Source organism: Bacillus sp. PK3_68, from assembly GCF_003600835.1.
In the GTDB taxonomy this organism is placed as follows: Bacteria; Bacillota; Bacilli; order Bacillales; family Domibacillaceae; genus Pseudobacillus.
In genome coordinates this window covers 897,454-924,452 of the sequence record NZ_NQYC01000001.1, presented here as the reverse complement: position 1 = coordinate 924,452, position 26,999 = coordinate 897,454, and the positions used below count along the sequence as shown (strand labels likewise).

35 protein-coding genes and 1 riboswitch are annotated in these 26,999 nt (G+C 39.7%); of the genes, 18 read left to right on the top strand and 17 right to left on the bottom strand.

The window, feature by feature from the left end; all coding sequences use genetic code 11:
* Nucleotides 1-6: 6 nt before the first annotated feature.
* Nucleotides 7-1,383 (bottom strand): MATE family efflux transporter, encoded by a 1,377-nt coding sequence (locus tag CJ483_RS04815; protein WP_120032402.1) that lies wholly within the window; start codon nt 1,381-1,383, stop codon nt 7-9.
* Nucleotides 1,384-1,541: 158 nt separating this feature from the next.
* Nucleotides 1,542-2,099, bottom strand: a complete 558-nt coding sequence (locus CJ483_RS04810) for a GNAT family N-acetyltransferase (RefSeq protein ID WP_120032400.1) — start codon at nt 2,097-2,099, stop codon at nt 1,542-1,544.
* A 332-nt stretch (nt 2,100-2,431) separates the two neighbouring features.
* On the opposite strand from CJ483_RS04810, the gene CJ483_RS04805 reads away from it, so the two are divergent.
* From CJ483_RS04805 to CJ483_RS24390, 3 genes are all read left to right on the top strand, one after another.
* A complete protein-coding gene (locus tag CJ483_RS04805; RefSeq protein WP_120032398.1) occupies nt 2,432-3,310 on the top strand; it encodes a patatin-like phospholipase family protein in 879 nt (292 codons plus the stop codon).
* A gap of 239 nt (nt 3,311-3,549) precedes the next feature.
* On the top strand, nt 3,550-4,227 hold the full coding sequence (locus CJ483_RS04800) for a DUF421 domain-containing protein (protein ID WP_120032396.1): 678 nt from the start codon (nt 3,550-3,552) through the stop codon (nt 4,225-4,227).
* An 8-nt stretch (nt 4,228-4,235) separates the two neighbouring features.
* Nucleotides 4,236-4,427, top strand: a complete 192-nt coding sequence (locus CJ483_RS24390) for a hypothetical protein (RefSeq protein ID WP_182917182.1) — start codon at nt 4,236-4,238, stop codon at nt 4,425-4,427.
* Here the strand turns inward: CJ483_RS24390 and CJ483_RS04795 are convergent.
* Together CJ483_RS04795 and CJ483_RS04790 are read right to left on the bottom strand one after the other, a co-directional pair.
* Complete coding sequence (locus tag CJ483_RS04795) at nt 4,381-4,587, bottom strand: cold-shock protein (protein WP_120032394.1); 207 nt, start codon at nt 4,585-4,587, stop codon at nt 4,381-4,383. The two genes, CJ483_RS24390 and CJ483_RS04795, sit on opposite strands and share 47 nt — an antisense overlap.
* Before the next feature lie 111 nt (nt 4,588-4,698).
* Nucleotides 4,699-4,875, bottom strand: coding sequence for an aspartyl-phosphate phosphatase Spo0E family protein (locus CJ483_RS04790; protein ID WP_120032392.1), 177 nt, complete (start codon nt 4,873-4,875; stop codon nt 4,699-4,701).
* Nucleotides 4,876-5,123: 248 nt separating this feature from the next.
* On the opposite strand from CJ483_RS04790, the gene CJ483_RS04785 reads away from it, so the two are divergent.
* Nucleotides 5,124-5,348 carry a hypothetical protein gene (locus CJ483_RS04785; RefSeq protein WP_120032390.1) on the top strand — a complete coding sequence of 75 codons (225 nt, stop codon included), beginning with the start codon at nt 5,124-5,126 and terminating at the stop codon, nt 5,346-5,348.
* 118 nt (nt 5,349-5,466) lie between these two features.
* On the opposite strand, the gene CJ483_RS04780 is transcribed toward CJ483_RS04785, so the two are convergent.
* The 7 genes from CJ483_RS04780 to CJ483_RS25440 all read right to left on the bottom strand — a co-directional run bounded on the left by CJ483_RS04780 (nt 5,467) and on the right by CJ483_RS25440 (nt 8,709).
* Nucleotides 5,467-5,640, bottom strand: coding sequence for an asparagine synthase (locus CJ483_RS04780; protein ID WP_120032388.1), 174 nt, complete (start codon nt 5,638-5,640; stop codon nt 5,467-5,469).
* 434 nt (nt 5,641-6,074) lie between these two features.
* Nucleotides 6,075-6,197 (bottom strand): YjcZ family sporulation protein, encoded by a 123-nt coding sequence (locus tag CJ483_RS04775; protein WP_120032385.1) that lies wholly within the window; start codon nt 6,195-6,197, stop codon nt 6,075-6,077.
* A gap of 503 nt (nt 6,198-6,700) precedes the next feature.
* Nucleotides 6,701-6,838 (bottom strand): hypothetical protein, encoded by a 138-nt coding sequence (locus tag CJ483_RS24385; protein WP_182916967.1) that lies wholly within the window; start codon nt 6,836-6,838, stop codon nt 6,701-6,703.
* A 156-nt stretch (nt 6,839-6,994) separates the two neighbouring features.
* On the bottom strand, nt 6,995-7,213 hold the full coding sequence (locus CJ483_RS04765; RefSeq protein ID WP_120032380.1) for a hypothetical protein: 219 nt from the start codon (nt 7,211-7,213) through the stop codon (nt 6,995-6,997).
* 176 nt (nt 7,214-7,389) lie between these two features.
* The gene (locus tag CJ483_RS04760) at nt 7,390-7,692 is read right to left on the bottom strand and encodes a DUF2642 domain-containing protein (RefSeq protein ID WP_120032378.1); all 303 of its coding nucleotides are present in this window, start codon (nt 7,690-7,692) and stop codon (nt 7,390-7,392) included.
* 103 nt (nt 7,693-7,795) lie between these two features.
* Nucleotides 7,796-8,203, bottom strand: a complete 408-nt coding sequence (locus CJ483_RS25445; RefSeq protein ID WP_342754521.1) for an EamA family transporter — start codon at nt 8,201-8,203, stop codon at nt 7,796-7,798.
* Nucleotides 8,164-8,709, bottom strand: coding sequence for a DMT family transporter (locus CJ483_RS25440; protein WP_342753692.1), 546 nt, complete (start codon nt 8,707-8,709; stop codon nt 8,164-8,166). The genes CJ483_RS25445 and CJ483_RS25440 overlap by 40 nt, the downstream gene beginning before the upstream one ends.
* Before the next feature lie 138 nt (nt 8,710-8,847).
* Between CJ483_RS25440 and CJ483_RS04750 the strand changes: the two genes are divergently transcribed.
* Entirely contained in the window at nt 8,848-9,126 is a 279-nt protein-coding gene (locus CJ483_RS04750; RefSeq protein ID WP_120032376.1) for a hypothetical protein, read from the top strand.
* Between the two features lie 388 nt (nt 9,127-9,514).
* On the opposite strand, the gene CJ483_RS04745 is transcribed toward CJ483_RS04750, so the two are convergent.
* Complete coding sequence (locus CJ483_RS04745; protein WP_120032373.1) at nt 9,515-10,189, bottom strand: GntR family transcriptional regulator; 675 nt, start codon at nt 10,187-10,189, stop codon at nt 9,515-9,517.
* A 242-nt stretch (nt 10,190-10,431) separates the two neighbouring features.
* Between CJ483_RS04745 and CJ483_RS04740 the strand changes: the two genes are divergently transcribed.
* From CJ483_RS04740 to CJ483_RS04725, 4 genes are all read left to right on the top strand, one after another.
* Nucleotides 10,432-11,235 (top strand): transporter substrate-binding domain-containing protein, encoded by an 804-nt coding sequence (locus CJ483_RS04740; RefSeq protein WP_120032371.1) that lies wholly within the window; start codon nt 10,432-10,434, stop codon nt 11,233-11,235.
* Between the two features lie 83 nt (nt 11,236-11,318).
* Complete coding sequence (locus CJ483_RS04735; protein WP_120032369.1) at nt 11,319-12,473, top strand: saccharopine dehydrogenase family protein; 1,155 nt, start codon at nt 11,319-11,321, stop codon at nt 12,471-12,473.
* Nucleotides 12,474-12,535: 62 nt separating this feature from the next.
* Nucleotides 12,536-13,192 carry an amino acid ABC transporter permease gene (locus CJ483_RS04730; RefSeq protein ID WP_120037803.1) on the top strand — a complete coding sequence of 219 codons (657 nt, stop codon included), beginning with the start codon at nt 12,536-12,538 and terminating at the stop codon, nt 13,190-13,192.
* A 45-nt stretch (nt 13,193-13,237) separates the two neighbouring features.
* Nucleotides 13,238-13,987: an amino acid ABC transporter ATP-binding protein gene (locus tag CJ483_RS04725; protein ID WP_120037801.1), complete on the top strand. Its 750-nt coding sequence runs from the start codon at nt 13,238-13,240 to the stop codon at nt 13,985-13,987.
* Between the two features lie 452 nt (nt 13,988-14,439).
* Here the strand turns inward: CJ483_RS04725 and CJ483_RS04720 are convergent, their stop codons facing one another.
* The 3 genes from CJ483_RS04720 to CJ483_RS04710 all read right to left on the bottom strand — a co-directional run bounded on the left by CJ483_RS04720 (nt 14,440) and on the right by CJ483_RS04710 (nt 16,662).
* A complete protein-coding gene (locus tag CJ483_RS04720; protein ID WP_120032367.1) occupies nt 14,440-14,625 on the bottom strand; it encodes an aspartyl-phosphate phosphatase Spo0E family protein in 186 nt (61 codons plus the stop codon).
* Nucleotides 14,626-14,897: 272 nt separating this feature from the next.
* Nucleotides 14,898-15,251, bottom strand: a complete 354-nt coding sequence (locus CJ483_RS04715; protein WP_120032365.1) for a response regulator — start codon at nt 15,249-15,251, stop codon at nt 14,898-14,900.
* Nucleotides 15,252-15,326: 75 nt separating this feature from the next.
* Nucleotides 15,327-15,414: riboswitch (cyclic di-GMP riboswitch) on the bottom strand.
* A gap of 390 nt (nt 15,415-15,804) precedes the next feature.
* Nucleotides 15,805-16,662 carry a manganese catalase family protein gene (locus CJ483_RS04710; protein ID WP_120032363.1) on the bottom strand — a complete coding sequence of 286 codons (858 nt, stop codon included), beginning with the start codon at nt 16,660-16,662 and terminating at the stop codon, nt 15,805-15,807.
* 167 nt (nt 16,663-16,829) lie between these two features.
* Between CJ483_RS04710 and CJ483_RS04705 the strand changes: the two genes are divergently transcribed.
* The 9 genes from CJ483_RS04705 to CJ483_RS04665 all read left to right on the top strand — a co-directional run bounded on the left by CJ483_RS04705 (nt 16,830) and on the right by CJ483_RS04665 (nt 25,404).
* Nucleotides 16,830-17,225, top strand: coding sequence for a hypothetical protein (locus CJ483_RS04705; protein WP_120032361.1), 396 nt, complete (start codon nt 16,830-16,832; stop codon nt 17,223-17,225).
* 65 nt (nt 17,226-17,290) lie between these two features.
* A complete protein-coding gene (locus CJ483_RS24380; RefSeq protein ID WP_182916966.1) occupies nt 17,291-17,638 on the top strand; it encodes a hypothetical protein in 348 nt (115 codons plus the stop codon).
* Between the two features lie 206 nt (nt 17,639-17,844).
* A complete protein-coding gene (coaD, locus tag CJ483_RS04695; RefSeq protein WP_120032359.1) occupies nt 17,845-18,318 on the top strand; it encodes a pantetheine-phosphate adenylyltransferase in 474 nt (157 codons plus the stop codon).
* A gap of 535 nt (nt 18,319-18,853) precedes the next feature.
* Nucleotides 18,854-19,924: an Ldh family oxidoreductase gene (locus tag CJ483_RS04690; RefSeq protein WP_259455572.1), complete on the top strand. Its 1,071-nt coding sequence runs from the start codon at nt 18,854-18,856 to the stop codon at nt 19,922-19,924.
* Between the two features lie 350 nt (nt 19,925-20,274).
* Nucleotides 20,275-21,270: a TRAP transporter substrate-binding protein gene (locus CJ483_RS04685; RefSeq protein WP_120032357.1), complete on the top strand. Its 996-nt coding sequence runs from the start codon at nt 20,275-20,277 to the stop codon at nt 21,268-21,270.
* Nucleotides 21,271-21,282: 12 nt separating this feature from the next.
* Nucleotides 21,283-21,855 carry a TRAP transporter small permease gene (locus CJ483_RS04680; protein WP_120032355.1) on the top strand — a complete coding sequence of 191 codons (573 nt, stop codon included), beginning with the start codon at nt 21,283-21,285 and terminating at the stop codon, nt 21,853-21,855.
* Nucleotides 21,856-21,873: 18 nt separating this feature from the next.
* Nucleotides 21,874-23,154 (top strand): TRAP transporter large permease, encoded by a 1,281-nt coding sequence (locus CJ483_RS04675; RefSeq protein ID WP_120032353.1) that lies wholly within the window; start codon nt 21,874-21,876, stop codon nt 23,152-23,154.
* A gap of 336 nt (nt 23,155-23,490) precedes the next feature.
* Nucleotides 23,491-24,111 carry an SAM-dependent methyltransferase gene (locus CJ483_RS04670; protein WP_120032351.1) on the top strand — a complete coding sequence of 207 codons (621 nt, stop codon included), beginning with the start codon at nt 23,491-23,493 and terminating at the stop codon, nt 24,109-24,111.
* A gap of 142 nt (nt 24,112-24,253) precedes the next feature.
* Nucleotides 24,254-25,404, top strand: a protein-coding gene (locus CJ483_RS04665; protein WP_120031181.1) for an IS3 family transposase whose coding sequence is annotated in 2 segments (ribosomal slippage) — nt 24,254-24,527 and nt 24,527-25,404 — 1,152 coding nt in all. Because the reading frame shifts where the segments join, the coding sequence is not laid out codon by codon here.
* 67 nt (nt 25,405-25,471) lie between these two features.
* Here CJ483_RS04665 and CJ483_RS04660 read toward each other — a convergent pair.
* On the bottom strand, nt 25,472-26,329 hold the full coding sequence (locus CJ483_RS04660; RefSeq protein ID WP_259455571.1) for a pentapeptide repeat-containing protein: 858 nt from the start codon (nt 26,327-26,329) through the stop codon (nt 25,472-25,474).
* A 356-nt stretch (nt 26,330-26,685) separates the two neighbouring features.
* Entirely contained in the window at nt 26,686-26,970 is a 285-nt protein-coding gene (locus CJ483_RS04655; protein ID WP_120032346.1) for a hypothetical protein, read from the bottom strand.
* Between the last annotated feature and the right edge of the window lie 29 nt (nt 26,971-26,999).

The window sequence follows — 26,999 nt, the reverse complement described above, 5'->3', positions numbered from 1 at the left end:
ATTTAATCAGCCATGAAGATGACTGATTGAGCTATCGGCTTGAGAGTGCTTCCTCTGAATAATAAGCAGGCGTGTAGAGAGTGTTAAAGCGCCGGCCGTCAAGCCGGAAATTAAACCAATCCAGTAGCCGTATGCTTCAAGCTCGGTCGTATTGGCAAGATAATATCCTAGCGGCAGACCAATCACCCAGTAACTGATCATTGTCATAACGAAGGTGGTATTTACATCTTTATAGCCACGGAGGGCTCCCTGAACAGGAGCTTGAATGGCATCTGATAGCTGAAACAGAGCCGCAAATAGCAAAAAGTGGATCGTTAGGCTCAGTACTTCTTCGTCTTTGGTGTAGAAAGACGCAATCTGCTCACGGAATAACATAAGTAAAAGGATGCATAATAGCGAGAAGCAGACGGCCGTTCCTACTCCAAGCCAACTGAAGATTTTGGCGTTTCTCAATCTGGAAGCCCCAACTTCATAGCCGACAATAATCGTTAGGCTCATAGAAATGCTGAGAGGAAGCATGTAGAGAAGGGAGGCAAAATTGATCGCTACTTGATGAGCGGCAATTACTGTCGTGCTATATTCGCTCATCAACAAAGTAACAGCAGAAAAGATGCTTGTTTCAAAAAAGATAGATAGCCCAATCGGCACGCCCATAAATAAAATTTCTTTCCATTTAGTTAATGATATGGCAGGGAAAGAATGAAAAATTTGAAACTGATTAAATGGCTGCTTCCGGTGAATAATAAAGATAGCAATCATCATAATTAACCAATAAGTAATGGCTGATGCATAGCCGGCTCCAACACCTCCTAAAGCAGGCAATCCCCACTTCCCAAAAATAAGAGCATAATTGAAAAGTACATTTAATGGCAAGGACATCAGCGTAATGATCATGGAGGTTCTTGTCATGCCAAGCGCATCGATGAAACAACGGAGGACTGCATAAACAAAAACAGGGATAAGACCGAATGATAAAGCAATGATATAATTCTTGGCTATTTCTCTTACAGTTCCTTCAAGGCTCATCCTGTTTAAAACAGGGTCCAGGGCTATGCTGCCAATCACAAAAACAAGGACCGCCAGCACAACAGAGGCATAGATGCCTTGCATTACTGTGAAGGGTACTTCTTTGGTCTTTTTAGCACCGGTCAGTTGGGCGACAATTGGCGTGATGGCGAGCAGAATGCCGCTTAATCCAGTGTATACAGGCACCCATAAGGAAGAGCCAATGGCTACGCCAGCCAAGTCATCAGCAGAGTAGCGGCTGGACATCATAATATCAAAGAAGTTCATAGAGAACATTCCTAATTGGGTGATAAATATAGGAATTAAAATGTACATGAGCCTCTTGATTCTTTGTTTAAGGGTAAACGTTTGTTCCATTTTTTGTTCTCCTTCATTTGGCAACTATAGATAGAATGAGAGAATTATACCATAAAAGTGATCGTACCGCCTGACACATATGAAAACCCCACCAGCGGACGCTGGTGGGGGAAAGGGAAGATGGAGCTGATAGTTAGAAAGATAGGGGACAGCACAGATCAAGCTTCCAACGCTTGTTCTTCTGCCGCTTCGCTTTGCTGGCGCAGAGTATAAAAAGTAAACAAATCCCTGGATACTTCAAACAGATCAAATACTTCATCATGTTCATTAATGCGGGAATAGACCGCGGATCGAGTTTCATTAGCGAGGATAGCGTAAGGAAGTTTTTCTGCTGCTTTGCGTGACCGGGTATTTGTTTTACGAATCCGCATAAAGATGGCTTCCATATCCAGTTCAAAGAATAATTCGTGAAAGAAGGCTTCCTTTGCCGGAGCATTGTATCCTTTTCCGTGAAATGGTTTGCCGAGCCATGTGCCGAGAAAACCACACCCATCCTGAATATCATATAAATTAATTGTACCGATCGGATTGCCCCATTCGTCGGTAATTGTACGGGAGACTAACTCTCCTCTCTCCTCTGCTTCAATTGTTTGCTTTGTAACAAACACAAATTCCTCATAGGAGTGGGCTTTTTGGCGCACAAAAGGGAAGACTTCCGGGTGCGTCATTAAGTCAAATAGTACATGACTGTCATGTACATCGCGCTTCTTTAACATGTTAATCCCTCCAAATGAGGGCACTCCGGTCCTGTTGTGTCCGAATCCACCCTCGAAATTTTTCATAGCATTCACAAAAAATTTCGGGGTGGGAATCGAACCCACTAGAACCAGCTAAAGAAGCTGGTGGCGCACCATTTGCCTTCCCTAATACTCATCAAATTGTTTTAAAGCTAAATCTATCATACAAAAATTTTTTCTATTTGAAAATAGATTTTTCACCTGATTTCGTAAAAAATTTTTCTTATAAAATATCCGCTTTTCCTTAAGCAAATCAAGCGTGTCAGTGGAGAGAGTCTGATACAATATAGTATGAAAAGGAGTGGGTGAACATGCACACAAAGACAGGTCTCGTTCTAGAAGGCGGCGGCATGCGAGGAGTATATACAGCCGGTGTGCTCGACTTTTTTCTTGAGAATAAAATAGAGTTTCCCTATGTGATTGGGGTTTCAGCTGGAGCCTGTAATGCCGCGTCCTACATCTCTAAACAGTGGGGCCGAAATAAGCGGGTAAATATTGGTTTTATCCGTGATCCAAAGTATATTTCGCTGCGGAATTACTTTAGGAAAGGTGAACTATTTGGTATGGATTATGTTTTTGATATTATTCCTAACCAAATCGTGCCGTTTGACTATGATGAATTTAATCGTAGTGAAACAGAATTTGTTATTGGTACAACGGATTGTCATACAGGTGAGCCGGTGTACTTTAGCAGAAAAGAATATAAAGAAGAGTTATTAATGCCAATCAGGGCATCAAGTTCGTTACCGTTTGCTGCTCCCATTGTTTCTTTCCAAGGGTATGAGCTGCTTGATGGGGGAATGAGTGACCCTATTCCGGTCAGGAAAGCGGAAGAGGATGGCTGCAGCCGCAATGTTATTATCCTTACCCAGCATGAAGGTTATATGAAAAAACCTTCCCGCCTGAATTTTATGATAAGACGTAAGTATGCCGCCTATCCAGGAGTAGTAAGAACGCTCGAAGAAAGATGGAGACATTATAATCGGACAGTTGAGTATATTGACCAGCTTCAAAAAGAGAACAAAGCCTTTGTTATTCGTCCAACGCAGCCGCTTGAAGTCGGCCGCATCGAACGCAACCCGCGCAAATTGACAAAGTTGTACGATTTGGGCTGGCAAAATGCGGCGGATATATTTAACGAGCTGACTGATTGGCTTGGTGAAGAGAAAGTAGCAAAGCCTTTAAAATAGCAATCATTCAAGAGCGATAAGTTAAAGAGCGAACCTGTTTATTCAAATAACAGGTTCGCTCTTTTTCCGTTTAGGAATTTCAGCAGCTAAAGAATTAAAGGAAGTGGGAGTGGAAGGGAAGAAACTTCTGCTAGGATGTAGGGCGATAGGTTTAAGAGATAAATTGGAAGGTTCATGGGGAATGAAATAGGGAAAGGGATGGTAAGGATACAACCGCGCCTGCCACAGGAGGTAAATTCATGTATTTAGATATTACACTAAAGATTATTGTTGGATTAGTGAGCTTGCTAATAGTCATTCGGCTGCTCGGAAAGAAAGAACTGTCCCAAATTACTCCATTTGATTTTGTCTATTTAATTTTGCTTGGAAGCTTTTTAGAAGAAGGTATTTTTGATGAAAAAATCTCTATTTTTCAAGTGATTTATGCTATTTTGCTTTGGGGAACGCTCATTTACCTAATTGAAAAGTTAGTGATGAAGTCAAATTGGTTTAGAAAGCTGTTAAAGGGAGAATCATCTGACATTATTGTCAAAGGAAAAATCAATGTAAAGGAATTAAAGAAGAACCATATAGAAATGGAGCAATTACGAACTTTGCTTCGAAGTCAGGGGTATTTTTCACTGGCTGAAGTAGAACATGCTACATTGGAAACGAGTGGAACATTAAGCGTGCTGCCAAAAGCAAAAGAATCTGCTATCACGCCTGCTATGATGAATATTAAGCCTAAGGAAAACGAGGCAACTTATTTGCTTGTGGATGAAGGGACAATAGACGAAAGAGAGCTAAAGAAAGTTGGCAAAGACAAAGAGTGGCTGAGGTCTGAATTAAAGAGAGAAGGAGTAGAAGATATAACGGAGGTCTTTTACGGAGAATGGTCAGAAAATAATGGTTTTTACCTTATACCTTATAAAGAGTAAAAAAGAAAGTGAATCAGGCTGTTGATAACGCTCGCTTTCTTGAACGCTCATTGTTTGCTTCTCATCAGGATGGAGCTTGGAAGCCAAACGTTTTCAATCAGCCTGATAGTTTTAGAATAGACCATGTCTATATCTTAACAGGCTTTTTCGCTTCTACTCTTTATGTACAGTGTTATTTTTCAAAGGATGAGTATGCCTAGTGCCGCTTTCCATTGAACTGCCGCAAAATGGACAGACAGGTGTTTCAACAGAAGAAAATGCCTTGCGCATCCAACCGTTGCAATTTTCTGAGGTGCACTCCCAGGTGCTAATATCTTCACTTGGCAAAGGCTCTTCACGTCTGTTATTATAATAAGCCATCTTATCACTTCCTAATTTTTATTTTAATCCCCTTCTATTATCTCACACTCCTTTGCTTTTTTCTTAAGATTCTTTTTAGCTAAGTCATGGACAGCAGTAAATACCCAAAAATTAGTTGTTGGAAAGCTTAGTTAACCTTTGATATTTGTAGATCAGTTTATCTAGCTCTTCGCTGTATTGAATGGTTTCAAAGTGATGAAGTCCCTTAGTTGTTCCGACTTTAATCATTAATTTTCGTTTAGAATTGATTTCTTCAATTAGATCATTGAACATTTCATATCTCTCCATTTTCTAACTCTCCCGGACAAATATATTTGCGAAGAAGACACAACATTACATATTATGGCCGCTTCCTTTAAGTTTAGAAAGGTATTCGACAAAACTTCTAATAATGTTACATGATTAATCATTCTTTTACGTCTTCTTCTTACATACAATGAAGAGAGAAGGGAGGATGAAAGAGGAAAAGAAACTTTTTAGAGGAATTTACATAAAAGTAAAGAATTTGTATAGTAAGTGAATAAGGAGGCGGAAGAATGGCGGATCTATTCAGTTCGTTTGAAAATGTAAAAACCAGTGATCAGTTGCTCAATCTATTAAATGGAGATTGGAAGTTTGTTTGGCTGGAAGACGAACAGAGGGAAATCAAAGTAAATCTTCACGGCTGGAAGAATTATGCCTGTTATGAATTTACACATGCACCGCGTTATGGAATCTGCCCAATTGAAAACCTATGGGAATTTGTAAAAGTAACTAGTTAAATGCTTGGAAATAAATAGATGGCTTGAAAAACCCTTCTCTTTTTTGAGGAGAGGGGTTTTTATTGTTGCGAAGAATATAAGAAACAGGCAGGGGCAAAATTTGGCCTGCCTGTTTGCGTTATTGGCGATGCTGGAGTAAATCAATAGAGCCCAAGACAATGTGCGCTAGACCAAATCCAAAAACAGTGTTGGCAATCATTTTGTTTGAGTCGCGTTTTTGCTTTAGAGCATATCCCGCAGCTGTAACTGCTGTACCTAAAGCTGTTGGAATTAAGCCTTCACGAATTTCCATGCAGATTTCCTCCTATCGCATCCCGCATAATTTTATACTGGTTATTCTTGCTTTCAAGAAACTAGGCATCATTGTCAACGGAGAACTTAAGGCTTAGATGGGGAAAACTTAGCTTTTTGTTACATTTTTGATTGTTTTGTTCATTTCTTCTGCTCATGCAGTCTCAATAACATGTAGGCGTAAGGCAGAGGTGGATCTTTTAATATCACTGTCAACATTATTAATGTAACTTAAATAAAAAAATATATCCAAGAAAGTCCTGGATACAAAGGATATTCGTAAACAAACGAAGAATACAGTGATATGTATAAAATGCAGCCTAATACAAAAAATAAAAAACCAGACAGTGATCTCTGTCTGGTTTGTAAGCAACGAGAGAAAGGATACAGTGAGAAGGGGACAATCACTTGTAGCCATTCTTTAAAGTGTACAAATTAGTATCCGTAGCCTCCCATGAAAGTTGCGCCAATGATAATTAAGAGAATGAACAACACAACAATTAACGCGAAGCCGCTGCCGTAGCCGCCACCGCCGCCACCAGCGTAGCCGTAACCCATAGATTTTACCTCCTTTGTAACGGAATTACTACATTATATGAAGAAACATAATCAGCGATTGGACGGACGTACAAATTAGAAAAATAATGGAAAGACAAATCCTTTGCTTATGACAATAATTTGAGGAAGGAGATTATCATGGAAAGAGGAAATCAAAAGGAATATAGAACACAGGTGGAATACGGAAACTTAGACCAAAGAGGAACCCTCACAGGCCCCGATGATTCAGAAAAGGCAAATTACCCAAGAAGGCCCCAACATGTAGTCATTCAGCAAAGATCTACTAATGATTCAGTACAAGAAGAGCAGCAGGGATGAAAAACTTTGATTAGTTTTTCATCTTGTTTAGTTACAGAGCTTTAGCGTTTGGTTCGTGTAAAGCAAAAAAGAAGACTGGATAATCAGTCTTCTTTTTGATTATAGTTGGAATTTAAATAAAAAGGGAGCAATCGATTGAGCAAAGAGTATGATGGCCGGTTGCTGGAAGTACATCTGGAGAATGTTTACTTATTTGACTGAGAAGATTTCTTTTCATTTTCAGAGAAAAACCTTGGTTTTCGGGATAAGATGATTAAAGAGCTAATAAAGACAATGCCTAAGAGCATGGAGATGGCCCAGGCAAAATAATCAATGGGTGCCATATTCAACTCTCCTTTCCTTAAAGTGTTAAGAAAGTATATCCATAAATATAGATTTTATGTTTACCCAACTGAAAAAGAACGTAAACCCAACAATAGAGAAATAAAAAATATAGAAAGATAAGCCGCCTACATATGTGGAAGTTTCATAGGAGAAAGTTAATTGATCCATTCATCTATAATAGCGGCGGCTTCTTCTACACAGTCATAGGATTGAACCAGTTGGTTCTCAATCATTGTTACTTGGATAATTGTCGTGTTGTTTAAACAACAAACTGATAATAATGGCTGCCTGCCATTGCTGAATGTATGAGTAATTTCTAGGGTATTATAATAGCGCAGCATTTCTAACATTTCCTTCAGCTTGTCTAAAGACATCCTAGCACTCCTTTCTTAAGATCATGGAAAGGGACTAAGCCAAATTACCATATAGGCCTTTTCTTTGTAGAATTAACCATAACACATTTTACAGAATATTTAAACAATTTGATGTTTGAAAAGAGCTCAGTCAATAAAAAAGCGTCTTAGGACGCAGGAATATTGGTGAAGAGAGATTAGATTTTTCTGAAGTAGGTAATATGGGGATAACGAATATGATAGCTTATTCCATCTATAGTTAACTGAAGATGGTCAATGGCCACCCCAGTTAACGTACCCTCGAGAGAATCCGTTCCCATAACTACACGGATGTCCTCACCTACATGTATAAGCAAGTGATCGAGAAACACAGGTTCTGCCTTGATCGTATAAGAAGGGGATAAGCTTTTCATTATAGACGAGAATGTATCTGAATAGGAGTATTGGCCAGGCGGAAATAAGGAATTGGCTTTCGCATGATTGTAGGGATACCTTTTCATAAAAGTGAATCGCCTCCTTATTTCATAGCATATGCTGTTGTATCTGCTGATGACACACTGGCAAGGGAAGGTTTTCTCATTGCAAACAAGCAATGCCTTGTGTTTAAGAAGATTTTTTCGAAATAAGCGTTTGCTTGTTCGCCTTTTGTTTGGATTCTTGCACAATCACCACAGCTAAAATGACCATCACAATGCCAGAGTATTGCCAGGCATTTAATCTTTCATGAAAAATTAAAAGTCCTACAAGAGAGGCGACGACGGGTTCGATAGTAGCTATAATAGATGCCTGACTAGACTCTATCTTGCTTAGGCCCTTTGTATAAAGAATAAATGGCAGGGCGGTCGAGAAAAAGCCTAAGCCAATGATACATATCCAGGCTTTTATGTTCAACAGTAAAGGGCCGGCCAACCAGACGCCGCTAAAAGGGGTAATAGCGACAGCTGCAAACAAAAATGTATACACAGTAACAGTTAAAGAGTCATATTTTTGGAGAGCGAACTTTCCGAATATGCTGTAAAGAGCATAAAAAGACCGGAGCCAAGGCCTAAGATAAAACCGTATAAGGAGATGGCTTCATTCATACTAGGCAAGATGCCAATCACAAATGAACAGCCGACAAATGTAACAACAAGAGCTGATATCTTTCGTGCGGTTAGTGCCTCTTTAAATAGCAGCCTCGAAAAAATAACGACGAAAGCGGGTGCTGTATAAAGAAGGATGGAGGCAACAGAAATAGATGTTTCTTCAATGGCACTGAAAAGGCACCAGTTAAAAAAGACAATGCTGATAATGCCAGTTCCCACAAAGTATTTGCTATCCGACACTTTAATTTTTAAAAGTTGGCGGTTCTTAGTAAAAACATATAGGACTAAAAACAAAGCGGCGGATAAAGAGCGTAAGGCAACTACTTGTGCCGGCGTAAATCCTATTTCATATAGATAGGTAACAAATGCGCCAATGATTCCCCATAAAGAGGCAGCGACGCCAATAAATAGTAAGGCTACTTTATGATCCATCGTATTCTCCTTTCGTTGCTTTTACACTTTATATACTAGCAAAGATTTAATTCTTTGAATACAACCTGGCGGCACCGCCTTTTTCAACGATTAAAATAAGAAAAAAGTGGAAAGTCTGATAAAAAGGAGGCGGCAATCATGTATAAAGAAGGAAGCTGGGTAGAGATAAAACATCACAACGCAAAGGGATATGTTCTTGAATCGGATGACTACGGAGCGCTTGTCTGTGTGATCAAAAACGGAAAAGCAGAGGGTGAAAAACGGTTTAGTCATCATCAATTGGATAGAGCCGACAGCGAGCTTCTGTCGGAAGATGCAAAGGCTTTGACACATTTGCATATTAACATGGCATTGGATTCAGAAGACAAAAGCTGGTTTCATTCGCTAACGGATGGCTCTATGGAAGAAAGCAAATGAATGGTGAGAAATCGAGTGCATCATGTTCTTTAGCGAGACCTACACGACAAAGCCTTAGAAAAAAGGGAAGAAGGTAGTAGTGTAAATAGCTTGAATGATCGAAAATAGTATAGCTCTTATAGCAGAGGTCAATCTTTTATCAAAATTTTCGTATCAAAGTGCACTCGTTTTCGATGTCTGAATTTCCGCGTTTGGAATAATTATCTGTTCACTGTTCACAGCTTGAATTTACAGGAAATACGTGTTCCTGAAAATAGAATCCTTCTCTTTTACTTAAATTTGCAGGCTAAAGATAAAAATGAATGACCAACGATATTCAGCTGCTTAGCTGAATATCGTTGGTCATTTTTTTATTTGCTGTTTATACGAGTCGTTTTTTTGTAAAAGGTTAAAAAATTTCATCTAGTTCTTTATATTCGGTGTAATGAATGGAAAGGCTCTTAAGAGCTCGCTTATAGTGATTTTCCAAAGCTATTTTTAGTTCATCTTCATTTTGCTGTTCCATCAACTTTAGAATATACATATGTTCTTCGGGGCTATAAGGCTCCTGCTCTGGGTTATCGAAAAATTCGTCATAGAGAAGCAGATAGATATTCGTCTGATTAATAAGCCGATCAATAAAGTCATTTAAAAATTTGTTATTACATTTTTTAGTAATCGCTACATGGAAAGATTTATTAGACTTAACATAGGCCTCAGAGTCTTTATCTAATAACACTCTATTTTCTTCTTTAATATTTTCTTTTATTTCTTCAAAGTCTGCTTCAGTCATTATTTTCATCGCTTGGCTGGCTGCTAAAAATTCCAAGGTAGCTCTTAATTCATAAGCTTGAATAATTTCTTCTTTCGTTGGACTCGTTACGAAGGCACCCTTATTCGGAATAATATCAACGAGCCCTTCTAAAGCTAACTTCTTTATAGCATTTCTAATTGGAGTTCTACTTACTTGCAGTGTATTAGAAATTTTATTTTCAACTAGCTGTTTTCCGGGTGCTAACTTACGGGATAAGATAGCCGTTTTAATATGGTCATATACATAGTGTTCCATTGAATGATTTTTCATAGAAATACTCACCTGCTCCTGTTTGAAGTAAAAGAGAAAAAGTTATATTGTTTATAATTTTCTAAAAATATTGACAATTATATTTTCTTTAGTATACACTAAAATAAATTGTAGTACAATCTTGGTCTACAATTTTGATCTACATATTTCAATCATGTTAGAGGCTAATTTTCAAAAGAAAAGCAAGGAATCACCAAATGAAAACGCTACCAAAATGATTATTAAAAAAGGGGGTTATAGGGATGAAGAAAAGACTTGGTCTATCAATTGTTGTGTTGTTGCTCATTAGCATGATGGCGGGATGCGGTGGAGAAAAAGCGGTTAGCGGGAACGAGAAGCAAAAAGTAACGGATAGAGTTAAACACTCAAAGACTTTAAAAGTAGGTTTTGAGGGGACATACCCGCCATTTAATTATTTGGATGATAACCAAAAGTACAAAGGATTTGATGTAGATATTTCAAATGAAATAGCTAAGCGTTTAGGGGCAAAGACCGAATTTGTGGCAACAAAGTGGGATAGTCTGATCGGAGGACTGAAGGCGGATAAATTTGATATTATCATTGGGCAGATGACAGTAACTGAAGAGCGAAAAAAGAGTGTAGACTTTACAGATCCTTATGTTGTTACCGGATCGGTTTTAATTACTAGAAAAGATACCAGCAACATCAAAAAGCTGGAAGATATAAAAGGCAAAGAAGTTGGGGTAGGAGGCGGAACTACCTTTGAAGAAGTTGCTAAAAGCGTTGATGGAGCAAACGTGAAATTATACAAAGCTGTAAATGATTATGTACAGGATCTGGTGAATAAAAGACTAGATGTGATTATCAATGACCAATTATTAATGAGTTATAACATCAAAGAGAACAATCTTCCTCTTCAAATTTCAAGCGATATTTTAAATAAAGATGAGATTGGGATGGCCGTTAAAAAAGGCAATGAAGATTTCTTAGAAGAGGTAAATAAATCTTTAGCTGAAATGAAAGAAGATGGTACGTACAATGAAATTTACAAAAAGTGGTTTGGGACTGAACCGCTGAATAAATAAACTGTTCAGATCAAAATGAAAGGGGGGTATCTGACTCTTCAAGATACCCCTGCTCTTTTAAGACTAATAAGGGGGTTGTTGATATGCGTGTAGCTGTTTTAGGAACTGGAATGATTGGTACAACCGTAGTAAGTGAACTTGTGAAGTTTTCTAATATTGAATCCGTTCTTGCAGTCGATGGAAATTCAACTAGTGTAAAGAAATGCTTAGAAGTTGCTAATAACCCAAAAGCAATTGGAAAAGAAGCTTCTCTTCAGACGGAGCAAGCCATCGAAGAGGTGTTGAAAAATGTAGATATTGCGGTGGCATGCTTGCCGCATTCCCTAAGCTTGCCAGCTATCAAAGCGGCTATATCAGCCAAGTGTCACTTGGTAGATCTCGTCGGATCAAACTTTGAGGAAAAAATGAAATTAGATAAACAGGCAAAAGAAGCAGGCGTGATTATCATGCCAGGCTGTGGTGTAGCCCCGGGGATAACGAACTTTCTCGCTGCTCAAGGGATCGAATTGCTGGATGAAGCAGACGAGGCAGTAATGATTTGTGGAGGGATTCCAAGATATCCGGTGCCTCCATTATGGTACCAAGTAGTATTTCGATTAGAAAGCGTATTAGGACTTTACACAAGGCCTGCGCTGGCGGCCGAAAACGGCGAGCTGGTCGAACTGCCTCCATTGTCAGGATTGGAAAAGTTAACGTTCCCTGATCCTGTAGGTCATTGTGAAGCAGTCATTACAGATGCACATAGCACGGCCTATACGCTCAAAGACAAAGTGAAAAAGCTATATGAGAAAACTGTGCGCTATGAAGGTCATTGGGAGAAGATGGATACTCTGAGACAGTTAGGATTTTTAGATGAACAACCTATAGAGATTAATGGGTATCAAATCAGCCCTCGCGCTTATTCAGAAAAAGTATTGGCCCCAAAAATGCTAGGAGGCTCTAAGGAAGACATTACCGTTGTAAGGGTGGAAGTAAGTGGCATAAAGGATGGACGGCAGACAAAATATACATGGGAAATGATTGATCTATACGATCAGGAGAGGAACATTACATCCATGGCAAAAACGACTGCTCTCCCAGCCATGTTAATCACTAATTGGATCGCATTGAAAAAGGTAACAGATACGGGAGTGGTGCCTATTGAAAATGTCATCATTAAGGAAAAATTCAACCCTTTTATAGAAGAGTTAAGCAAGTTAGGGATTGAGATATTCTTTAAAGAAGAAGCGTTAGTTTGACGGGGATTTTCCCTTTCAGCATATTCTTTGAATTGCAAGATAGTGAGATTGGAGGAAACTTCATGGATTTATCAATAATCATTGAGTCTTTGCCAACATTATTAAATGCCACCTTAATGACGATCTTTCTGGCGGTAGTATCCATTTTAATAGCTCTTGTTCTTGGTTTTTTAACAGCCTTAGCAAGGATATCAAAAATCAAATTACTAGAGGTTGTGTCGTCGGCTTACGTGTCTATGTTTCGGGGAACGCCGTTATTGGTGCAAGTTTTTGTGATTTATTATGGCTTACCTCAAGTGAACATTGAGTTAGATCCTATCCCTTCAGGTATTCTTGCGTTGAGCTTGAATGCCGGAGCTTATTTGTCAGAATCCTTTCGTGCTTCCATCTTATCTGTTGATAAAGGCCAAATGGAGGCTTCTGTATCTTTGGGGATGACGTATTGGCAGGCTTTAAGAAGAATTATTCTTCCTCAAAGTCTTCGTATTGCTATTCCAACTATGTCCAACACATTTATTGTTCTGATTAAAGATACCTCCCTTATATCCGTTATTACCGTTACAGAGCTCTTGCAAATGTCATCTCTTCTTATCGCTAAAACATTTGAGCCGTTAACGATTTATTTATTAGCAGCTGCTATTTATTGGATTATTATTACGGTTTTTTCTATCATGCTCGACAAATTAGAAAAACGTACTTCCCAGCATATTGCGCTTTGAAAATACAGCTTCTCAATATCGATGTAAAGGGAGAGGTCTATGAGTATTATTCAATTAACTAATCTTAAAAAGAGATTTGGCACGAACGAAGTTCTTCGAGGCATTGATTTAACGGTCAATAAAAGTGAAGTAGTAGTGTTAATGGGTCCAAGCGGCTCTGGTAAATCTACCTTGCTTCGCTGTTTAACCTTTTTAGAAGAACCGACAGAAGGGGTCATCCAAATCGGAAAGCATGAAGTTTTAGCAGACGGAGTATCCAATAGAAAGCGAAAATCGGAAATCAGAGAGTTACGAAAAAGCACAGGATTTGTTTTTCAACAATTTAATTTGTTTCCACATAAAACGGCTATTGAAAATGTAATGGAAGGGCCCGTAGTTGTTCAAGGAGTGAAACCCGAGGAAGCAAGAAAGTTGGCAAGAACATTACTTGAAAAAGTCGGGCTCGGTGAACGATGTGATCACTACCCTTCTCAGCTTTCAGGAGGACAACAGCAGAGGGTAGCCATCGCACGCGCGCTTTCCATGAAGCCGATGGTCATGCTCTATGACGAACCTACTTCTGCATTAGACCCGGAGTTAGTGAGGGAAGTACTCCAGGTTATGAAAGATTTAGCACAAGAAGGGATGACCATGGTCGTAGTAACACATGAAATGAACTTTGCGAGAGAGGTCGCTGATCGTGTTATTTTTATGGATGGAGGAGTTATCGTAGAGGAAGGCACCTCTGAAGAAATATTTAGTCGCCCTAAGGAAGAACGGACGAAACGATTTTTAATGCGCGTAAAGGAAGAATAGAGAGTGATTCATCCTTTTATAGCCATCCTTCCATAAATCATTGTTAAGCAGCCTGGCCTGTCGTTTGATAAATAAGATAATCAAACGACAGGCCAGGACTTTTTATTGTTTAACTGCTAGAAAAACAGAAACAGCGCTAGAGGGCGATTAGTGGTATGATATTCTAACCTTATAGCAGGAAGAGTCTGTTCGTCATATTCATTAAAATGGTTAAATTGGGTGATTCTCTCCTTTTTAATGGAGTAAGAAAATAACGAAAAAGCCGGACATTGGCCCGGCTAATCAAGGTTTTTCTCGTTGGCATTGGCGTGTGAAGGTGGATGCCGTAACCTTGATTGCAAGTAATTTACCCAGAAATGAGCAAGATATGCAAAGAAAGCTGGGGAAATTTTTAATCTATTAATAGAAAAGCAAACGATAGAAGGCAGTTAGATTAAAAACCAATAGTCTGCTCAGTTAGTTTTTGATAGGCAAGGCCAGGTAACCAGTTGATATTTATTAATAAGCTCGTCCAATTCTTCGCTATATTTTAAAGTCTCATCATCATCGAGCCCTTTGCGCAGGCCGGTTGAAATCATTAAATGACGCACCTGATTGATTCGAATACTTAACTCTTCAAGTGTTTCCTGTATAACCACCTTTTATCTCTCCTAATCATATATCTGAAAATTCACGTTCGTACGCGTTTGGATATATTATACAACCAGAAAAAACGAAGAAAAAGTGTTTCGACAGAAGATTCAAAAAAGTTACATCATTTGATGAAAAGAAAAATAGAAGTCCTTCATAGCTTGCGACACCCCCTTTAAAAGGGAGAGAGAAGCTAAGGATAAGAATAAAACAGAATGCTATAAAGATAGGAAAAGTTAAAATAATCTCAAGAACAGCTACTGCTTTAGTCTGTCAGAAATTAATTTACATTATTCAGCACTGGAATTAATCGATCAAAGTAAGGCTTCACAATAAAATCTTTAGCTCCTATTTTTAGAGCTTCCATTATAAGCTGTTTTTGGCCCAGAGAAGAACACATGACCACTTTCGCGGAAAGATCCAATGACATAATCTCCTTTAAAGCTTCTATACCATTTAATTTATTCATCGTAATGTCCATTAAAACTAGATTCGGCTTATAAAGAGCATAGAAATCTATCGCCTCTAAACCATCGGCTGCTTCTAATACTTCATAACCATTGTCCTTTAAAATGCTTTTTAGCCAAGTTCTCATAAAAAGTGAATCGTCAACGACTAATACTGATTTCTCCATATTTCACACCTTCACTAAAATTTACAGTACATTCAGAGAAGGCAATGCTGTATAAGCAAGTTGAAAGATATTCAACTTGGCAACCCGGCTGCCATGACAGAATCACTGTTGTAGGCCCGTGGCTTTGCGTCCCCCATTTTCATGGAGTTTGCCCCTCAATGAATTATAGCAATCGTTCAATAGATGAACAGTGGAGTGCCTATAATAAAGCGATGTAAAAGAGACAAAGCATGTAAAAGTTACTGTTCAATTGCTTGTTCTTCAATGGATAAAACGCTTGGTATATATTAGACTAAGGGTCCACGACCATATTACTATTTATTTAGCAGAAGGGCAACCGGGATAATGAAAAAAATGCAAAAAATAGTCGGAATATGTCACTTGAAAATTCTAGATGAAAAAATATAGAAACGAAAGGAAGGCTGCCCTCCATGTTAGTCTAATTGGAAGAGGACAGCCTATTTTATAGGTTTGACTAAAGTATAGCCGGGACAAAAAGAAGCTAAAAATCCGTTTTGCCGTCAACTAGTAGGATTTTTGTCTAAACCTACTTTTAGAAATTTAAATCCCTTGTTCCAGGGCTATGTTCGTTAGGCATCTCTGGTAAGGCTGGAACAGGAAAACCTTTCGGCGGATCTATAACCGACAGGTCTCCCTTGTTCCGGCTCGGTGATGGTCCTTGGAAAATCTCACCGATTCTTGTTGGATCCAATCTAAAGTTAAATTGGGCATTATGATACCCCATTTCCACATATTTTCTGCATTCAGGATATTTATTGATATCATAATTAGGAACAGGGAATAGCTTACCCCAATCAACGCCCAGTGTCTCGAGTGCCTTTGCAAAAGCATTTTGGTGGGCGTTATCCCTGACGATTAAAAAAGCGAGTGTTTCACGGAATGTTTGGTTGGAGCTCATTTCATAAATGCGTGTTTTTTGCAAAACTCCAGTAGATTCAAGAACTAAGTTATCAAGCAGGTCCCCAATGAGGTTCCCGTGGCTGTATACCCACGATCCATTCCATGGATTTCCGCTCGCGTCTACGGGAAGGGAGGCTTGGGCGCCAATAATATAATGGTGGGGATTGGCATGCCTAACCGCATCATCAAGAGGAGCTCCGTCCATCCCAGCATTTCCCGGAACAGCGGATTCTCCCGAGCCGTTCAGCAATTGATTAATCGTATTTTGAACAAGCTCTACATGGGCAATTTCTTCTAAGAATATGCCGCGGAGCAAATCGCGATATTGGGTGTCTTTTCCTCGAAAATTAGAGCTCTGAAAGAAAAATTGCATCATGGTTCGCATTTCACCAAAATGACCACCCAAGATCTCCTGCAGGACTTTTGCGGCTTCAGGATCGGGCTGATCAGGCTTAATAATATTGATTAATTCCTCTTTATAGTAGTACATCGACTTATCCTCATTTCTAATATAGAGTCCAATCAACATATATCTTGTGACAAACGTTCTCATATTATTCTTTCTCACAAAAACAAGCTAATAACCTGAGAAGTTTGTCCATTCAAAAACATTCCTGAGGAATAAATTATAGTAAGAAACAGAAAGGGGGATAAAGCATGAGTGAAATATGGTTCCCAGGCAACAACCGAGGCAATAGAAACCGAGGCAACAATGGCAACAACGGAAATTCAAGATCTAATTCAGAAAACCGCGTAAGAACAAATGTGGACATTGAAGATGATATTGACGTAAGAAGCAATTTGCAAAATAGAGATGAAATTGATTTGCGAAATGACAATGATAATGACAATGACTTGAAAAACATTGACCGTAATACAAACATTGCAAGAGTTTCTAACAGCGGTAATACGAGTGTCCGTTTCGATATTCGTGTTGATTCAGATTCTACTGCAAGGGTACGCTCAAGAGCAAATTCAAATCAAGACCAAGACCAAGACCAAGACCAGGACCAAGACCAAGATCAAGAACAGAATCAACGATTTGATATTTAATGTTATAGGGTGGGAAGAGTCAGCTGTTCTTTCCACCTAAAAATGAATGGAAAGGAGAAAATAAAATGGCTGAGCCACAAAGATTTCCATTTGGCTATAGAAATAGCCGACCATTTTGGGAAAGAAGAATGGATGACAATGAATTCAGACAAGCGGAAGTTGAAAATAGCGGGAATTCTGATGTTGATATTCATGTCATAGTAGAGATGGATACTAAACCGGTTGCTTATGCGATGCTTTGCTCTTTATTGGCGACTAAGCAAATTAATTATAAAGAGTTTGAGGACGCTTTAAAAATATTAGATGGATTGTTAAAGAAAGATGAAAAAGACCGAGTGGAAAGCAAGGATAGAGGTGCATCCAAAGTTAAGCTCTTCCATCCAACTATACGGAAAGATGACCGGTATGAATAATATCGCTCTCTCTCCGATTTACATATATGAATGAAAGGAAAATCTGGAATTCAAGTAGCATCTTAAGCTGTCCAAGTAATAAAAAGAAGACCTTGCCAGGCCGCAATGGAGTAAAGGAGCATTGGATAAATTAACATGGAAAAGATAAAACTATTCCAATCACACCGAGGCAAATGTTATTATTAACAAAAAACCAGGAGAATGAAATGAAAGCTATATACCCAGGAAGCTTTGATCCGGTTACAAATGGACATATTGATATTATCAATAGAGCAAGTGATTTTTTCGATGAGCTAATAGTAGCTGTCATGGTGAATTCGAAGAAAAGTCCTCTCTTTTCTATTGAAGAGAGGAAGGGGATGATTGAAAGAGCGTTCGTTGGCAACGAAAAAATAAAAGTAACGGCATTTCAAGGCTTGCTTGTCGATTATATGAAGAAAAACGATATAAGGGCCATTGTTAAAGGCTTAAGAACAGTAACGGATTATGCGTATGAAGCACAAATGGCCATGGTGAATAAAAGCTTATACAGAGGAGCGGAAACATTTTTCATCCATTCAAGTGAAAAATATTCCTTTCTTAGTTCGAGTATCGTAAAGGAAATTTACTCTCATAATGGCAGCGTATCTGAATACATACCAAGTCATGTAGAGAAAGCCCTGCAGGAAAAATTAAAATAATGCCTTCAGCAAGGAAGCCCATTTTTAAGGAAGGAGGCTTCCTTATTTTATTTGGTGATTATGGCAGGATTTGTCCAGAGAGTGGATGATAAGAAAACTTAAATGGGAAGCAAAAGGAAGGAGCAGTGAAAAGTACTTTATTTTTATAAGTAGTTCTGCTGTTTTATTATGACTACCAGTACCTATTTCATTGCTCAAAGCATGGAAAAAGGTTTTTTAAACATGGCCAGCACTTACATACCGTTTCTAATTGACGCGCCTGCTAGCAGGCGCGTTTTTATAAATAGCTTTTAGAATTTTTAAACGAACAACCAGGCAAGGAAGCTCTCCGTTCTGGTGCATAGTAGGTGACTGCTATAAAGTATAGAGTTTTCGTCATCTTAATATAAAAGAGTAGAGGATGGATAGCTTTTTTCATATTCATAATATTAAAACGACCAGTCGAAAGGGGAGGCGCCCTGTTGTTCAGTCCATAAAAAGTTCCTTGAATCTATGATCATTCAATTTTATGCAAGTATAAAGGAGAGAGCATGGAGTGTACAGTTATACAGCGATGGACTTAAAGAGTTTTTGTGAGACGGTGCTCGTAAAGAGTGGAATGGCAAAGGACGACTCGAAGATTGTAGCGGCCTCTTTAATCCAGGCAAATTTGGAGGGAATCGATAGCCATGGAATCAGTCGTCTGCCTATATATGTTAAAAGGCTGCTGGAGGGCCGTATTAATGCGACTCCTGATATTCAGCTAAAAGCAAATAATTCGGTGCTTGTAGTGGATGGCCATAATGGACTTGGCCATGTAGTCAGTTATCATGCTTTGGTTAAAGGCATGAAAATGGTGAAGCAATCGGGAATAGTCGCTATTGCTATTAAAAACAGCAACCACTTTGGAGCTGCCTCGTACTTTTGTCAGCTAGTGTGCAAGCGGAATATCATTTGCATAGGTTTTACTAATTCTCCTTCTGGAATAGCGCCTTGGGGAGGAAAGCAGGCTTTTTTTGGCACGAATCCGATTGCTTTCGGATTTCCTACAGGAAACGATACACCCGTGATTATTGATTTATCAACGAGCGTAGTTGCAAGAGGGAAAATTATGGTTGCTGATCAGCAAGGAGATTCTATACCTGATGGCTGGGCAATCGATCAAAAGGGGGAGCCCACTAACAATCCTAAGGAGGCGTTAAAAGGCTCTGTCCTGCCTATGGGAGGGCCTAAAGGTTCGGCGCTGGCACTGGCAGTGGAACTCTTGGCAGGAGTGCTTTCAGGAGCGGCTTTTGGACCTTATGTTAAAAATATATATAACGAGGAAGAGGAGGATAAAGCAAATGTGGGACACTTTTTCATTTTAATAGATACGGAAAAGTTTATGGATTTAGAGACATTCTTTCCTTCCATACAAAACCTGCTAGAGGAAATGAAAAAGGTTTCCAAAGTACCGGGCATAAAGGAAATCCGTTATCCGGGAGAAAGAAGAAAGCGGGAGGAACAAAAGCGCAAGGAAACTGGCATTCAGCTAGCTGCTCCTCTGGAGAAAGAATTAATGGAAATAGGTGAACAGTTCAATATAAAATTTCCGGCTCGAACTGTTACTCAAAGTATGGAAACTTAAGAGGTACTGTGGCTCGCTGATAGAAAACATGGTTTAGCTGCATAAAGCGTACAGCGGAACGGTTGATGGCCATTTGCTTGTTGAATGATATATTTATTGAGAATACAGAAGTGAGAAGGAACAAAATATGAAGGTTTTGAGGGATACGTATAATTAATCATTGCTCAGGGGCGAGAAAAAGTTTCTGCAGACATTCCCTTCTTTTTTAATGTACTTGAACGCTTTCCTTATAAATATCATTAATAGGAGAAGCATTTTATAAGCTCTCTTTAGTGATTGGGTAGAACGGCAGTATCTCGGTCTATAAGAAGTTTTATAAATGCTTACCTCAGAAAAGGAGGGATTATTGAGTGAAACTTTACTTATCCTATCTGCTGATCATCCTTTTATTCATCCTGAGCGGGTGCTCCCATGCAACTACAAAAGGCAAAGCTGAGGCAGAGTATGTGTTGCGGCTGGGGCATTTGCAGACCGAGACACATCCCTATCAGAAAGGGGCATTAAAATTCAAAGAATTAGTTGAGAAAAGATCTAATGGAAAAGTCCGAATTGATATTTTTCCAAGCAGTCAATTAGGCAATGGCCGTGATCAAATAGAAGGTGCTCAAATTGGCTCCATTCATTTTCACATTGGCTCTGTTGCTCCAGTAACAAATTTTGCCCCAAAGTTCAATCTGCTTAATTTGCCTTACTTATTTGAAAGCAGGGAACACGCTTTTCGGGTCTTAGACGGAGACATTGGCCAAGAGATCGCAAGCGGTTTGGAAAGTAAAGGATTGCTTAACTTAGGATATATGGAAAATGGATGGAGGCACCTGACCAATAATAAAAAGCCGATTAAAACAAGTGATGATGCCTCCGGTTTAAAGCTTCGCGTTCAAGAGTCTCCTCCTTATATTTCTTTCGTCAAAGCTTTAGGATCTGCTCCGGTGCCTATTCCCTTTGGGGAATTATATACCGCTTTAGAACAGAAAGTGGTCGATGGACAGGAAAACCCTCTGGCCCAAATTTACTTAAATAAACTGCATGAGGTTCAAAAGTACCTCACCTTAACTGCACATAATTATGATGCTGCCATTTTTCTGATGAGCAAGACGACCTTCGATACGATGCCCTCCGACCTTCAAAAAGTGATAAAAAAATCCGCTAAAGAAGCCATTCAATATGAAAGGAAACTTGCTGTGCAAGAGGAAAAAAAGCTGTTAGAACAATTGAGGGAAAGTGATATACAGATTGAGGAGGCACCTGACCTGGCCTCATTTAAGAGAACGGCAGAGCCCGTATATAAAGAGTTTGAAGAATCAATTGGCAAGGACCTGATCCAAGAAGTGGAAAACTTAAAATAAAGGGTGAAAAAAATGAGAGGATTTTTCCCTAAACTTAGCTTCAGGATTGACCAGGCGAGCCGTGTCATAATTATTTTTTTATTTTCAGCAGCTTTTATTGGAACCGTCTATCAGGTGGTTTCCCGGTTTATTCTTCAAAGCTCTATAATAAAGGAAGCTCTTCCGATGATAGATTTCAGTGTATTTAACCTTACATGGATAGAAGAGCTGATACGTTATTTGTTTGTTTGGGTGGTTTTTCTTGGAATCGGAACTGTATATAAAAATAAAGGCCATGCACGAGTGGAAGTATTCATTAATCGCTTGCCTGAAAAGTGGAAAATGGGAATGGCGGGATTCATTGAAGTGATAAATTCAGCGCTGTTTGTATTTTTGATCATCTATGGCTTACGTATTTTAAAATTCGCGAGCCAGCAAATTTCCCCATCCCTCGGGCTTAATATGATCTGGATTTACGGAGCAGTTGTAGTCAGTTCCGTTATATGTCTCATTCATGCTATTGCCCATCTGTCACTGCTAAGAACAAAAGAAGTAGAGAGCAGCGGATCGTCTGGGAGGAAAGCAGGAACAGACATCCAACTATAAAAAAGGAAGGTGAAGTAGATGACGATTGCAATTGTCGTAATTGCCCTTCTCTTTTTACTTATGACCCTCGGTGTCCCTATTGCTATTTCGCTTATTTGGGCCTCGATAGCCGGTTTTGTTACTAGCATTTATTACGTCCCTTTGGAGGTAGTGCCGCAGAGGCTGCTGACTTCAGTAGATTCCTTTCCTTTGCTCGCCATTCCATTTTTTATGCTGGCCGGGGAATTCATGATGGCAGGCAGCATGGGACAACGGATAGCCGGTTTTGCTTTTGCAACGGTCGGATGGATTAGGTCGGGGCTTGCCCAAGTTTCCACGCTAACAGCTATGTTTTTTGCTGGTGTATCGGGCTCAGGCGCTGCGGATACAGCTGCGGTTGGAAAAATGATGATTCCGATGATGGAGAAAAAAGGCTATGATAAAGGTTTTGCGGCTGCTACTGTGGCGAGTGCTGGCACAATTGCTATCGTCATTCCTCCTTCGATTCCCATGATTGTGTACGGAGTGACTGCAGGGGTGTCTATTGGAGATTTGTTCACTGCCGGCATTATTCCTGGCATTTTAATCGGATTATCGATTATGTTCGTCAATTACTGGATGACTAAGAAAAAGAATTATTTGGAGGAAAAAGGAAAATTTGAGTTTGTTTCTTTCAAAAAAGCACTGATGGAAGGAGTTTTGGCGCTAGTTCTGCCATTGATTATTATTTTTGGAATTCGCGGTGGGATTTTTACGCCGACAGAAGCCGGAGCTGTAGCAGCCGCTTATGCATTTGTTGTAAGTAAGTTTATTTATAAAGATATGAAATGGAGTGATATGCCTGCCGCTTTCCTAAATGCAGCGAAGATGACAGCAATGGTAGTATTCATTATAGCTGGGGCCAATCTTTTTGGCTGGCTTCTGACGGCTGAACAGATTCCTCAACAACTTGCTTCTCTCGTCATGCACCTTTCCAGCAACCAGTATATAATTCTATTCTTATTTAATGTTATTTTCTTTATTGCCGGATGCTTTTTGAATGCTTCGGCAGCCATCACTATTTTAACGCCTTTGCTGTTACCGATTGCTATAGGAGTCGGGATAGATCCAGTTTTCTTTGGGCTTGTCATGGTGGTGAATTTATCGATAGGACTTATTACTCCACCTGTTGGTTTAGATTTGTTTGTCGTTAAGGGGATTGCAGACGTGTCATACGACAGGCTTATTCGTGCAGTCGTCCCATTTATTCTTATCATGATTGTCGACTTGTTAATCATTACGTATGTTCCACAAATTTCTATGTTTTTAACTACACTATAATAAAAAGTAAAGTGATCAACTTTTCATCCAATAGAGTTGATCACTTTTACTGTGTAAACAAGTGTTTTGCTAAGCAGTCACATAAATTTTGGTATACCCCCATGTGTATTTTATAATACTATTATGAGTAAGTACATCTAGAATGCGGAGCGACCTTGCTTGTAAATGGTTTCTAATTTTTTAAATTCTGTTAGGGCTGAGGACTTCTTGGACAGACTTTTAGCTGTGTAGGCCCGAAGAGAAAGGTTGTACACACGTATAAGTGCAAGAAGATGAATCATAATCCATTTTGCAAAAAAGATGGACAGAATGATTGGCATGAAAGGAGAGAGACAGATGAATAGGTGGAATAACCGATTTCAAAATGAAAAGTATGTATATGGAACGCACCCCAACGTTTTTTTAGAAGAGGTCCAAAAGAAACTGCAGTTATCAGGTGACGCATTAGCCATTGCAGAGGGAGAAGGACGCAATGCAGTTTTTTTAGCGGAACAGGGAATGAAGGTCACTGCTTGGGATTATGCTGAGTCTGGATTAGAGAAAACGAAAAAACTTGCTGCTTCAAGAGGAACAGTTGTTCAAACAGAGCTGGTCGATTTGAACGAGGCACAATGGGAGAGAGACCGATGGGATGAGGTCGTTTGTATTTTCGGGCATTTTCCAACAAAATTACGGCAAAAAACGCTTCGTAATATTAAGGAAGCGGTGAAGCCGGAAGGGTATTTTGTGACAGAGGTTTATTCTCTTTACCAAATTCCTTATAAAAGCGGAGGGCCGCAAGACATTGATCTTTTATATGCGCCGGAAGAGTTTTTAGAAGTATTTTCCGATTGGCGTATCATTCATTTTTTTATGGGGGAAGTAGTCCGGCACGAAGGAGAAATGCATAATGGTTTGTCCCATGTCATTCAAATTGTCGCTCAAAAGCCAGAAAGCAAGCACAGCGAAAAAAATTAGTTGATAAGACATATATATAACAAGGAACTAAAAAGCCCTTCTTGTTTAAGTGGACTGACCCCATAAAGTGAGACAAATAAAAAACACCTTTAAGTTGAAAACGAGTATGGGATACTCGAAAATAACTTGGAGGTGTTTTTCTATGGGGACAAGAGTCAGTTATCCAGCGGAAGTAAAAATGAAGGCTGTAAAAATGAGATTAGCTGGGGTGCCGGTCAAAGAAGTCTTAAAGGAATTAAACATTCGAAATAAGACACAGCTTAAAACATGGATGAAATGGTACAAAGCAGGCGAGTTTCATCGATTTGAACAGCCAGTGGGCAAGCAGTATTCCTTCGGAAAAGGGGCTGAGTATGAAAGTGAAACAGAGAAACTGAAGGAAGAAAATCGGTATTTGAAACAGCAGATTGAAGTACTAAAAAAGTACAAAGAATTGGAGAGGAAGTGGTCCCAGAAACAGCTGTAGAATTAGTAAAAGAACTCCAAACCAGCATGCCCGTCAGGGAAATATGCCGGCATCTCGGCATTGCTAGATCCACTTATTATCGCTGGAAGAGCAGGAGCCGGAAAGAAACAGCCAGGCAGATCGTTGAACGAAAAATCGGCACGTTGTGCCGGGACCTTAAGTTTCGATATGGTTATCGTAAAATCACGGCCTTATTAAAACGAGAGATGTCGATTAACCATAAAGCGGTACAGCGTGTAATGCAGAAGTATGGCTGGCAGTGCCGGGTAAAAGTGAAGAAACGCAAACGAACAGGACAGCCCTGTCATATTTCCGATAACCTGTTAAAAGGAGATTTCCAGGCAAATCAGCCTCTTCAAAAGCTCGTCACAGATATTACATACTTGCCTTTTGGCCAGAAACAGCTGTATCTTTCAAGTATTCAGGATTTATTTAACGGCGAAATCATTGCCTATTCTTTAGGAAGCTGCCAGAATACAGATTTTGTGCTACATACGCTGGCCCAGCTGCCACCCCTCCCAGAGGGATGCATTCTGCACAGCGATCAGGGATCTGTGTACACATCTTATGCTTATCAGCAGGCAGTCAAAGAAAAAGGCATTACCATGAGTATGTCCCGGAAAGGGACACCCTCTGATAATGCCTCCATCGAATCGTTTCATTCCTCGCTAAAGTCTGAAACGTTCTATCTCGACGAGTTGACAAGCACTACGACGGCTATCGTAGAGCAAACTGTCGAAAGCTATATTCACTATTATAACCATATCCGTATTCAAGCGAAACTAAACAACCAGCCACCGGTCAAGTATCGGCAGCTGGCTGCTTAAAGGTGTTTTGATCCCTGTCTCAAAAATAGGGGTCAGTCCCAAGTAAGAAGGGTTTTTTGACTCGTTGTTATGACCAATGTGCTGGAGGAGTTAGCGCGGAAGGGAGCTTGGTTTTGGTGTTTCCTTTCGCTGCATTCACTTGGGCTTGCGTAAGAAAAATACATCCTGTAAGATCAGCTCCGCTAAGGTCCGCATCCCGAAAATCGGCGCCGATCAGATCAGTTACTCTTAAGTCCGCTTCCCGGAGATCAGCAGCTATAAGGAGAGCCCCTCTTAAATCTGCTCCCCTTAGATTAGCGCCTTTAAGGTTGGCCCCGATTAAGTCGGCTCCTCTGCCGATAGGCTTTTGGCGTTTCTTAGCCCCTCTTTGTTTCGGGGATACCCCCGCTCGTACGAGCTCGCTAGTACGCAAAAGCAGAAGGTTGATATCAGATCTATGCGCCGGTAGATCCAGTTCAGCAATAGCCTCAGGACTGAGATGGGTAAGCTGTTCTGTTTTCTCTAGAGCCGAGCGAAGTTCGTTATGGATGAGGGTGGCAGCTTCTAATGTCAGGGCTTCGGTTAAATACCAAAGCATCTCGTGAAGCTGCTGTACAATAGGGAATACATCAAACATTTGCTTGGCCGTTTCGGGGGCGCTTCGCCAATCTTTTCCTTTAAAAATAATTTGGGAAACTTTTTGTCCCGCGCCAAAGCATTCATAAACCGTGCAGCCTCGAAACCCTTTTTGTCTCAGGTCTTTATGAATACTGCAGCGAAAATTCGTTTGTAAATTCGAACAAGGAGCCCCTCCATCTTTATTCAAGGCAAAGTCTGCTGAAGCGGCAAAAGGTAAAGCAACGCAGCACAAGCCAAAACAGCTTCCGCAATCAGCATGAAGACGGTCCTGGCTGGTATCGCGTACTAAATCTTGTTGATTTGACACAATAGGGCACTTCCTTTAAATCCACATTACTGTCAAGTATTGAAGATGGGATTGTTATTTTATTCCTTTAATTCTCTAATCCTATCATTGCCGGTTTTCATGGTCAATTGCTAATTGCGAGAATAGGGGGAGTTTATAGTAAATCGGTTTGCTAGAGTAGGTCTGGCCAGTGTGTTTAACAACGTTCCTCTAATCAATTGGAGTCATTCTCTTGATTAAATGAAGAGGGTTCTTAAGAATAGCATGAAAGAAAATAGAAGTCGGGTAGTGAGAGGGAGAGGAAGGAGTTCAAGGAAAGTGACAATCAGGAGAGTCACTTTCTCAAGCTTAACAAATAAACGACAGCAAAAGGCGCATTACTCACGTCTAACTTTTTTTAGATAGGAAAGAACGCTCGTTTTTAAAGAAGCGTAAGAACCTATTGCTGCATAACCATAGAACCAGCCCATAAATAATCCTGCGGTGAGATGGCCATTGTGGCTGATAAAGATAGATATAAGCAAACCATTAAAAAGGGCTATAAGCGGAACGAGTGACTTAGGTGTGTGAAAGAACATTTTTATTAGCTGTGTTAGGATCATGACTACAGGCACTGCGATGACAGCATCCCAAAAGTTTGTATGCACGGTAGGGAAAACCATAACCAATACACCACCTTCCAGTAGTAGTA

What these genes read in the sequence shown, in the direction of transcription:
- CJ483_RS04815 (WP_120032402.1), bottom strand. Translation starts at nt 1,383, where the DNA reads ATGGAACAAACGTTTACCCTTAAACAAAGAATCAAGAGGCTCATGTAC.
- CJ483_RS04810 (WP_120032400.1), bottom strand. Translation starts at nt 2,099, where the DNA reads ATGTTAAAGAAGCGCGATGTACATGACAGTCATGTACTATTTGACTTA.
- CJ483_RS04805 (WP_120032398.1), top strand. Translation starts at nt 2,432, where the DNA reads ATGCACACAAAGACAGGTCTCGTTCTAGAAGGCGGCGGCATGCGAGGA.
- CJ483_RS04800 (WP_120032396.1), top strand. Translation starts at nt 3,550, where the DNA reads ATGTATTTAGATATTACACTAAAGATTATTGTTGGATTAGTGAGCTTG.
- CJ483_RS04795 (WP_120032394.1), bottom strand. Translation starts at nt 4,587, where the DNA reads ATGGCTTATTATAATAACAGACGTGAAGAGCCTTTGCCAAGTGAAGAT.
- CJ483_RS04790 (WP_120032392.1), bottom strand. Translation starts at nt 4,875, where the DNA reads ATGGAGAGATATGAAATGTTCAATGATCTAATTGAAGAAATCAATTCT.
- CJ483_RS04785 (WP_120032390.1), top strand. Translation starts at nt 5,124, where the DNA reads ATGGCGGATCTATTCAGTTCGTTTGAAAATGTAAAAACCAGTGATCAG.
- CJ483_RS04780 (WP_120032388.1), bottom strand. Translation starts at nt 5,640, where the DNA reads ATGGAAATTCGTGAAGGCTTAATTCCAACAGCTTTAGGTACAGCAGTT.
- CJ483_RS04775 (WP_120032385.1), bottom strand. Translation starts at nt 6,197, where the DNA reads ATGGGTTACGGCTACGCTGGTGGCGGCGGTGGCGGCTACGGCAGCGGC.
- CJ483_RS24385 (WP_182916967.1), bottom strand. Translation starts at nt 6,838, where the DNA reads ATGGCACCCATTGATTATTTTGCCTGGGCCATCTCCATGCTCTTAGGC.
- CJ483_RS04765 (WP_120032380.1), bottom strand. Translation starts at nt 7,213, where the DNA reads ATGTCTTTAGACAAGCTGAAGGAAATGTTAGAAATGCTGCGCTATTAT.
- CJ483_RS04760 (WP_120032378.1), bottom strand. Translation starts at nt 7,692, where the DNA reads ATGAAAAGGTATCCCTACAATCATGCGAAAGCCAATTCCTTATTTCCG.
- CJ483_RS25440 (WP_342753692.1), bottom strand. Translation starts at nt 8,709, where the DNA reads ATGGATCATAAAGTAGCCTTACTATTTATTGGCGTCGCTGCCTCTTTA.
- CJ483_RS04750 (WP_120032376.1), top strand. Translation starts at nt 8,848, where the DNA reads ATGTATAAAGAAGGAAGCTGGGTAGAGATAAAACATCACAACGCAAAG.
- CJ483_RS04745 (WP_120032373.1), bottom strand. Translation starts at nt 10,189, where the DNA reads ATGAAAAATCATTCAATGGAACACTATGTATATGACCATATTAAAACG.
- CJ483_RS04740 (WP_120032371.1), top strand. Translation starts at nt 10,432, where the DNA reads ATGAAGAAAAGACTTGGTCTATCAATTGTTGTGTTGTTGCTCATTAGC.
- CJ483_RS04735 (WP_120032369.1), top strand. Translation starts at nt 11,319, where the DNA reads ATGCGTGTAGCTGTTTTAGGAACTGGAATGATTGGTACAACCGTAGTA.
- CJ483_RS04730 (WP_120037803.1), top strand. Translation starts at nt 12,536, where the DNA reads ATGGATTTATCAATAATCATTGAGTCTTTGCCAACATTATTAAATGCC.
- CJ483_RS04715 (WP_120032365.1), bottom strand. Translation starts at nt 15,251, where the DNA reads ATGGAGAAATCAGTATTAGTCGTTGACGATTCACTTTTTATGAGAACT.
- CJ483_RS04710 (WP_120032363.1), bottom strand. Translation starts at nt 16,662, where the DNA reads ATGTACTACTATAAAGAGGAATTAATCAATATTATTAAGCCTGATCAG.
- CJ483_RS04705 (WP_120032361.1), top strand. Translation starts at nt 16,830, where the DNA reads ATGAGTGAAATATGGTTCCCAGGCAACAACCGAGGCAATAGAAACCGA.
- CJ483_RS24380 (WP_182916966.1), top strand. Translation starts at nt 17,291, where the DNA reads ATGGCTGAGCCACAAAGATTTCCATTTGGCTATAGAAATAGCCGACCA.
- coaD (WP_120032359.1), top strand. Translation starts at nt 17,845, where the DNA reads ATGAAAGCTATATACCCAGGAAGCTTTGATCCGGTTACAAATGGACAT.
- CJ483_RS04680 (WP_120032355.1), top strand. Translation starts at nt 21,283, where the DNA reads ATGAGAGGATTTTTCCCTAAACTTAGCTTCAGGATTGACCAGGCGAGC.
- CJ483_RS04675 (WP_120032353.1), top strand. Translation starts at nt 21,874, where the DNA reads ATGACGATTGCAATTGTCGTAATTGCCCTTCTCTTTTTACTTATGACC.
- CJ483_RS04670 (WP_120032351.1), top strand. Translation starts at nt 23,491, where the DNA reads ATGAATAGGTGGAATAACCGATTTCAAAATGAAAAGTATGTATATGGA.
- CJ483_RS04655 (WP_120032346.1), bottom strand. Translation starts at nt 26,970, where the DNA reads ATGGTTTTCCCTACCGTGCATACAAACTTTTGGGATGCTGTCATCGCA.